Raw genomic sequence first — 6,447 nt, 5'->3', positions numbered from 1 at the left:
CTTAGAGAATCGTTCTCTTTGAGCTAAGGCGAGGTAACGCCGTACTGGTTTAAATTTAATCCACTATAAAATCCAAATAAAAAGTGACCCTGCGCTATCGTTGAATCTGCCAATACACTGCTATCAATACTTTTAACAATCAGCATGTGATATTTCTATGGAGCTTAAATCATGTCGCGTTTTTTTCTAAAAACCGTTTCCATACTCACGTTAGCAGCGTTGGCAGCGTGTTCCGGTTCACACGAACACTCAAGTTCTTCACCTGACAGTCTTCAGAGTCCACACAACGCAGCATTGTCTACTGCCGCCGTTGCTGAAGAAAATCTGTCTCTTGCAGAAAACACCGAACGCTACCAAGACCAACCCGACCAACCGGTCAAATCCGTTGCCCAAGAGCCTGTATCCACATTCAGCATCGATGTCGATACCGGAAGCTACGCCAACGTCCGCCGTTTCCTGACCAACGGCGAACAGCCGCCCAAAGACGCCGTGCGGATTGAAGAAATCGTCAATTATTTCCCCTACAACTACCCGCTTCCTACCGACGAGCATCCTTTCGCCGTTCACACTGAAACCATTGATTCTCCATGGCAACCGGAAGCCAAGTTGATCAAAATCGGTATCCAAGCACAAGACACCGCAAAGAAAGACCTGCCTCCTGCCAACCTCGTTTTCCTTGTGGACGTATCCGGCAGTATGGATGCAGAAAACAAACTTCCGCTGGTTCAAGAAACTCTGCGCATCCTAACCCGACAACTGCGCCCGCAAGACAAAGTGACCCTGATTACCTATGCGTCTGGCGAAGATCTGGTACTCCCGCCCACATCAGGTGCAGATAAAGAAACCATCCTAAACGCCATTGACAAACTGCGTGCGGGCGGCGCGACAGACGGCGAATCCGCACTGCAAATGGCTTACGAGCAAGCACAAAAAGCCTTCGTACCCAACGGCATCAACCGCATCCTACTGGCAACCGACGGCGACTTTAACGTCGGCGTATCCGACACCGAAACCCTCAAATCCATGGTTGCCGAAAAACGCAAAAGCGGCGTTTCACTCAGCACTTTAGGCTTCGGCATGGGCAACTACAACGAAGACATGATGGAACAAATCGCCGATGCGGGCGACGGCAATTACAGCTACATCGACAACGAAAAAGAAGCGAAAAAAGTCCTGCAACAGCAGCTGACCTCCACACTCGCAACCGTAGCGCAGGATGTCAAAATCCAAGTCGAATTCAACCCCGCCACCGTCAAAGAATACCGCTTGGTCGGCTACACCAACCGTACCCTGCGCAATGAAGACTTCAATAATAACAAAGTAGATGCGGGCGATATCGGCTCAGGCCACAGCGTGACCGCTATTTATGAAATCATTCCGGCAGGCAAAAACGGCTGGCTGAACGAATCACGCTATCAAAAAGCCCCTGCCGCCAAAGGCAGTAAAAACGAATACGCCTTTGTCAAAGTACGCTACAAACTGCCTGGGGAAAAAGACAGCAAGCTGATGGAACAAGCAATTCCCGTTGGCAGCAAACCGCTGGAGCAAGCCGATAAAGACACCCTGCTCGCCCTTGCCGCAGCTTCCTATGCGCAAGCCCTGCGCGGCGGTGAATACAACGGCAAACTTGGCTGGAGCGACATTGAAAAAATGGTACAGCAAGTCCAAGGTGATGATCCGTTTGAGCTGAAATCGGAATTTCTCCAATTGGTACGCATTGCCGCCGGTAATGAAAAGCAATCAGGTCCTTTGGTTAAAGAATAAACCTGAAAAAGGCCGTCTGAAAAACATTCAGACGGCCTTTTAATTACACTTTTTATTTTTCCGATTTCAACACGCGTTGACGGCGGGTTTCGCTCAATACCATGCCTGCGCTGACGGAAACGTTCATGCTTTCTACTGTGCCAAACATCGGAATCGATACCAGCATATCGCAATGTTCGCGCGTCAGACGGCGCATGCCTTCGCCTTCGTTGCCCATTACCCAGGCCACACTGTTGGGCAAGTCGCAGTGGTAAAGGTCGGAGTCGCCGCCCATGTCCGTACCGACAATCCAAATGCCGTATTCTTTCAGCTCACGCAAAGTACGGGCAAGATTGGTTACAGTAATATACGGCACAGTTTCCGCTGCGCCACAGGCAACTTTGCTGACGGTCGCATTCAGGCCGGCACTTTTGTCTTTAGGTGCAATCACGGCATGTACACCCATCGCATCAGCAGTACGCAGACACGCGCCGAGGTTGTGCGGATCGGTAATGCCGTCCAATACCAGCAAAAACGGCGGTTCGCTCAGGTTTTCCAATACATCTTCCAAGTGAACATGGTTTTTGGAAGCATCGATGAATCCGACCACGCCCTGATGTCGCGCACCTTTGCTGATGGCATTCAGGCGGTCGGCATCGGCAAAATGCACGCGTACGTTTTCAGAGGCTGCTTTATCCAATACATCGCGGGTGCGCGCATCGGATTTGCCCTCTTGGATATAGAGTTCGGTAATCGATTTCGGGTTTTGCCACAAACGGGCATTGACGGCGTGAAAGCCATAGATGAGTCGTTGGTTTGCCATGTTTTTGCTTTATCAAAAAATTCAGACGGCCATTATAACAAGTAAGGCCGTCTGAAAATTTTTTATTTCATCAAATAACCGAGTATGCCCGAAGTACCAACGCCAATTAATACCGTCACCAACATCGAAAACCGGCTGGCGGCCAATACCGTCAAAGCAATGGCAATCAGTTCATGCGGCTTGTCCGATACAAAATAAGGCGCAATTACAGAAATCAACACGCAGCCCGGTGCGGCCTCCATCACCACTTGCGCACGACGGCTCAACGTACGGTTGCGCAATGCAAAAAAGCCGATTAATCGGGTTGAATAGGTAACGGCCAACATACTTAAAAATAGCAGAAACGATTGCAGCGACAACAAATCCTTCATTTTTGCTCTCCCCACAAATACGCCGCCAACAATCCCGATAACGCTCCGGCCGGAACATACCATGCGCCATCCACGGTCAAATAAGTTGCGCACGCCATAATCAGGCTGACAAACCAAGGGCGTGAAGCCGAAAAGCTCTTCCACATACCGCGCAGCAACACTAAAAACACCGCCGGAAACGCCATACCGAAGCCCCAAGCCGCTACATCGCCAAACATCGGACCGACTGCCGCGCCAAACGCCGCAAAACCAATCCAAGTTACATACAAAATAAAACACACACCGGCATAAAACGGCATATTGAACGCAGGCAAACCTGCCGCCTTACGCTTTTGAATTTCAGCAAACGCCATTGCCCAGCTTTCATCACACATCACAAACAGCGCAGGCATCGCCTTTTTCAGCGGCATATCCCTCATATACGGTGCGATCGCCGCACCCATCAGAATATGGCGCGAATTGATCATAAACGTTACCGTTGCAATCAGCAGAATCGGCAAAGGATTTGCCCACAAATTGACTGCGGCGAATTCCGAACCTCCGGCAAAATTCATGCCCGTCATCAGCAGCATTTCCAGCCAACTTATGCCCTTCTGCCCGCCCTGCATACCCAAAATCAGCGCCCACGGCAACAAACCGATCAGCATGGGGGAACATTCTTTAATGCCGCGCAGAAACTCAGACTGCGGGGAAATAGTATGACTCATTTTGATTAAAACGATTTATCGAAAAGAAACGGCGATTATAAAGCAGGCCGTCTGAACAAGGGTATAATACGGAAAAATTAGATTTATTTACGGAAACCGATATGACCCACACCGTCCATTTGCAGTTTGAAGAAATTGACAATACCGTGTTGCAACGCCTGTGCGGCGCGCTCGACAGCAATCTCGAAGCCTTAGGCAAAGCCCTTGATATCCAAATCAGCCGCCGCTTCGAACATTTCACCTTCATGGGTGAACTGGCACACGCCGGCCGTCGTGCCTTGCTGTCGCTTGCCGAAGCCGCAGAAAAAGGCGACTTGGACGACAACGCCATCAGCCTCGCGGCCGTTGAAGCAAAAACCGCTGATGAAAAACACGAAGAAAAATACCACGACCAACAATACTATTTCCGCACCAAACGCGGCAGCATCGGCGGCCGCACCCCGCGTCAAAACGGCTATATCCGCGCCTTGCTCAACCACGATGTCGTGTTCGGCTTAGGCCCTGCCGGTACGGGTAAAACCTATCTTGCCGTTGCCGCCGCAGTCGATGCCATGGAAAAACACCAAATCGAACGCATCGTTTTGGTGCGCCCCGCAGTCGAAGCAGGCGAAAAATTAGGCTTCCTGCCGGGCGATTTGGCACAAAAAGTCGATCCCTACCTGCGACCGCTTTACGATGCACTGTATGATTTGATGGGTTTCGACCGTGTAACCAAACTGATGGAAAAAGGTTTGATTGAAATTGCGCCGCTGGCCTATATGCGCGGCCGCACCTTAAATGGCGCGTATGTCATTTTGGACGAAGCGCAAAACACCACCCCCGAACAAATGAAAATGTTCCTGACCCGTATCGGCTTCGGTGCCAAAGCAGTCATTACCGGCGACATTAGCCAAATCGACCTGCCGCGCAACATCAAATCCGGCTTGAAAGATGCACGAGAAAAACTGCGCGATGTAGAAGGCCTGTATTTCCACACCTTCACCAGCGAAGACGTCGTCCGCCATCCTTTGGTGCAAAAAATCGTCGAAGCCTATGAAGCAGCGGAAGAACAAGCTGAAAAGAAAAACGGCGAATAATCTTTTCAAACACTTAAGGCCGTCTGAAAATCAAATTTCAGACGGCCTTACTACATCATTCTCCCCATAATACTGCTATAATCCGAAAATCAAGTAAAACAACGACTTCAAAAGGAAAAATATGACCCTCAAGCCACCCGTCCGAATCGCCGTTACCGGCGCGGCAGGCCAAATCGCCTACGCCACCCTTTTCCGTATCGCCGGCGGCATCATGCTCGGACGCGACCAACCCGTTATCCTGCAGCTGCTCGACTTGCCACAGGCACAACAGGCATTGCGCGGCGTGATTATGGAAATGCAGGATTGCGCCTTCCCGCTCCTTGCCGACATCTTCGCCACAGACAACCCCGAAGTCGCCTTCAAAGATGCCGACATCGCCCTCTTGATTGGTGCACGTCCGCGCACGCAAGGCATGGAGCGTGCCGACTTGCTGCACGCCAATGGCGAAATTTTCAAAGTACAAGGCGCGGCGTTGAACAAAGTTGCCCATCGCAACGTTAAAGTCCTCGTCGTCGGCAATCCGGCCAATACCAACGCCTACATCGCCATGAAATCCGCACCCGATATCCCTCCGGAAAATTTCACCGCCCTGATGCGTCTCGACCACCACCGCGCCGTCAGCCAAATTGCCGAAAAAATCAACCGCCCGATTACTTCCATCGAGCAAATGTGCGTCTGGGGCAACCACAGCCCGACCATGTACGCCGACTACCGCTACGCCACCAGCAACGGCGAGTCCGTCCAAGACATGATTACCGAACCTGACTGGAACACCGAAGTCTTCATGCCGAAAATCGCCGGACGAGGTGCCGCCATTATCGCCGCACGTGGCTCATCATCCGCGGCCTCCGCCGCCAATGCCGCCATCTACCACCTGCGTGACTGGTTGCTCGGCAGCAGCGGCAAATGGATAACCATGGGCGTTCCATCCGATGGGTCTTACGGCATTCCCGAAGGTTTGATTTTCGGCTTCCCTGTCATTTGTGACGAAGGCAGCTACCGCATCGTCCAAGGCTTGGACTTGTCGGATGAATTCAGCCAAAAACGTATTGCCGCCACACTGGCCGAATTGGAAGAAGAACGTTCAGCCATCCAGGATCTACTCTAAAACAAAGGCCGTCTGAAAACCAAATTTCAGACGGCCTAAATAATTAAATGCCCGTTCTACAATCATTTTTAAAAGCTAGAATGGCACTCTTTGTCCTTGCTTATCTTTAAGATGCCATTGACCTGACGGTGTACAACCGCCACCACTACCGCCGACAGCATAATGATCACAATTCGGATCAAGACGTTTTCCTTGAGAATATGAGCCATTTGTCAAATCGTCCCCATCAAAGGAACTGCATGAGCCGGTGAAAGCTACGCAAAACAGGATTAAAAATTTCTTCAACATTCCCATCACCTTTTTTATAAAAGTCACCCCCCAAAATTGCAGCCTGAATAAAGTTCCCACGGTATCAGTATAAGCCATACATTGTGCGAGCAAAAAGAACCAACCCTTCCTTACTCACGGTTGTACTGCCGCCGATATATATATACCAAAATTTCCGCTGCCATCGCTTAAAGAAAAACTAACTCCAGAAATTTGGAATACACATTTAATGCAATTAAAACATATAAAATAGTTATCAAAATAATTTTATAAACATGTGACAAAATTTTTGCAACTTTGTTTCTTATGGTTTTGCTTTTTTATAAAGCTCGTTCTCACAATATGAAAATTA

Annotated in this window: 7 protein-coding genes; 3 read left to right on the top strand and 4 right to left on the bottom strand. The window is 50.0% G+C overall.

Annotation, left to right across the window (positions count from 1 at the left end):
* Positions 1 to 171 precede the first annotated feature (171 nt).
* Entirely contained in the window at positions 172 to 1,764 is a 1,593-nt protein-coding gene (locus tag HMPREF2661_RS01035) for a vWA domain-containing protein (RefSeq protein WP_070822116.1), read from the top strand.
* Positions 1,765 to 1,816: 52 nt separating this feature from the next.
* On the opposite strand, the gene rlmB is transcribed toward HMPREF2661_RS01035, so the two are convergent.
* The 3 genes from rlmB to HMPREF2661_RS01020 form a co-directional block, all read right to left on the bottom strand.
* Entirely contained in the window at positions 1,817 to 2,566 is a 750-nt protein-coding gene (rlmB, locus tag HMPREF2661_RS01030; protein ID WP_070822115.1) for a 23S rRNA (guanosine(2251)-2'-O)-methyltransferase RlmB, read from the bottom strand.
* A 62-nt stretch (positions 2,567 to 2,628) separates the two neighbouring features.
* The gene (locus HMPREF2661_RS01025) at positions 2,629 to 2,937 is read right to left on the bottom strand and encodes an AzlD family protein (RefSeq protein ID WP_003680717.1); all 309 of its coding nucleotides are present in this window, start codon (positions 2,935 to 2,937) and stop codon (positions 2,629 to 2,631) included.
* Positions 2,934 to 3,644, bottom strand: a complete 711-nt coding sequence (locus tag HMPREF2661_RS01020; protein WP_070822114.1) for an AzlC family ABC transporter permease — start codon at positions 3,642 to 3,644, stop codon at positions 2,934 to 2,936. The genes HMPREF2661_RS01025 and HMPREF2661_RS01020 overlap by 4 nt, the downstream gene beginning before the upstream one ends.
* 101 nt (positions 3,645 to 3,745) lie before the next feature.
* Between HMPREF2661_RS01020 and HMPREF2661_RS01015 the strand changes: the two genes are divergently transcribed.
* Positions 3,746 to 4,720, top strand: coding sequence for a PhoH family protein (locus HMPREF2661_RS01015; RefSeq protein ID WP_070822113.1), 975 nt, complete (start codon positions 3,746 to 3,748; stop codon positions 4,718 to 4,720).
* A gap of 121 nt (positions 4,721 to 4,841) precedes the next feature.
* Positions 4,842 to 5,828, top strand: coding sequence for a malate dehydrogenase (locus HMPREF2661_RS01010; protein ID WP_070822112.1), 987 nt, complete (start codon positions 4,842 to 4,844; stop codon positions 5,826 to 5,828).
* 75 nt (positions 5,829 to 5,903) lie between these two features.
* Here HMPREF2661_RS01010 and HMPREF2661_RS11555 read toward each other — a convergent pair whose 3' ends face one another.
* Entirely contained in the window at positions 5,904 to 6,194 is a 291-nt protein-coding gene (locus HMPREF2661_RS11555) for a hypothetical protein (protein WP_070822111.1), read from the bottom strand.
* Positions 6,195 to 6,447: the final 253 nt, after the last annotated feature.

The sequence above is a fragment of the Neisseria sp. HMSC061B04 genome (assembly GCF_001836705.1).
Taxonomy (GTDB): Bacteria; Pseudomonadota; Gammaproteobacteria; order Burkholderiales; family Neisseriaceae; genus Neisseria.
The sequence above is the reverse complement of the archived record's forward strand: the minus strand, read 5'-3'. Positions and strand labels throughout refer to the sequence as shown.

Excerpts from the sequence above, each read along its gene's own strand:
- HMPREF2661_RS01035 (WP_070822116.1), top strand. The coding sequence starts at position 172 with ATGTCGCGTTTTTTTCTAAAAACCGTTTCCATACTCACGTTAGCAGCG.
- rlmB (WP_070822115.1), bottom strand. The coding sequence starts at position 2,566 with ATGGCAAACCAACGACTCATCTATGGCTTTCACGCCGTCAATGCCCGT.
- HMPREF2661_RS01025 (WP_003680717.1), bottom strand. The coding sequence starts at position 2,937 with ATGAAGGATTTGTTGTCGCTGCAATCGTTTCTGCTATTTTTAAGTATG.
- HMPREF2661_RS01020 (WP_070822114.1), bottom strand. The coding sequence starts at position 3,644 with ATGAGTCATACTATTTCCCCGCAGTCTGAGTTTCTGCGCGGCATTAAA.
- HMPREF2661_RS01015 (WP_070822113.1), top strand. The coding sequence starts at position 3,746 with ATGACCCACACCGTCCATTTGCAGTTTGAAGAAATTGACAATACCGTG.
- HMPREF2661_RS01010 (WP_070822112.1), top strand. The coding sequence starts at position 4,842 with ATGACCCTCAAGCCACCCGTCCGAATCGCCGTTACCGGCGCGGCAGGC.
- HMPREF2661_RS11555 (WP_070822111.1), bottom strand. The coding sequence starts at position 6,194 with ATGGCTTATACTGATACCGTGGGAACTTTATTCAGGCTGCAATTTTGG.